Origin of the sequence: uncultured Metabacillus sp. (assembly GCF_947503125.1) — a bacterium.
Classification (GTDB): Bacteria; Bacillota; Bacilli; order Bacillales; family Bacillaceae; genus Metabacillus.
Map to the genome: position 1 here is coordinate 1 of NZ_CANNCR010000171.1, position 835 is coordinate 835.

The following is an 835-nucleotide window of genomic DNA, read 5'->3' on the forward strand; positions in this document are numbered from 1 at the left end:
ATCGTTCTACCATATTTGGGCAACAAAGTGTTTCAAATTAATGAGCAGAAATTGTATCATTTTACTTGACGGTCACAAAAGGATTGTATGCATACTCTATACAAATCTAGTTGACATAAAGTCAATGATAGGAAGTAAGCCAAAAAGCCAAACCCAGTCATATCAAGGGTTTGGCTCTTATCTGTTTTTTATGCATGATTTATACATCGTTGATTTATCAAGGTTTTTAACTTCTTAAGAAGCCTGGCAGCTGCATAAAAAAGTGGGGTTTTATGCAATCTCTTTAATTAAGAAAATTTTTTCAATGATTTATAAATGTTATTTATATTAACATTAATTTGAATCATTCGGTTGATTTTTTAAACAAGAAGTCTTTTCCATTCTTTTCGATAATTTCACTAACTTTAATATAGCTTGTATAATATGCAGAATCTATTTCATTAATATTTGACCAATCTGTAGATGTTTGCAAAGTTTCTAAAGGTAAATTACTGTTCAAATACTTTTCATCCTCAAAACAAATTCCTTGTTTTTCCTTCACATATTGACACCGTGCAAATTCTGCCAAGCCCTCTTCCATCCATAAGGGGTAATCTCCCTCTTTATTAGAATAGTTCTTAAATTCAAAAAACAGGTAATGAATAAATTCATGTATTAAAGCCTCTTCCAATATGTCTTTATTCATTTCATTATAGAAGATTTGTATTTTTTTATTTATATATCTACCTATTGCACCTTGATTATTAAAGTAATCCTTATGTAGACGTCAAGTTGAATTTTACACTTTTTGCTCGTTTCCTTTTTACACTTCTGCTGAAAAAATGCTTTTCCGGTT

General features: G+C 29.6%; 1 protein-coding gene. It reads right to left on the bottom strand.

What is annotated here, in order from left to right:
* Positions 1-343: 343 nt before the first annotated feature.
* Positions 344-670: a hypothetical protein gene (locus Q1B07_RS26690; protein ID WP_299095854.1), complete on the bottom strand. Its 327-nt coding sequence runs from the start codon at positions 668-670 to the stop codon at positions 344-346.
* Between the last annotated feature and the right edge of the window lie 165 nt (positions 671-835).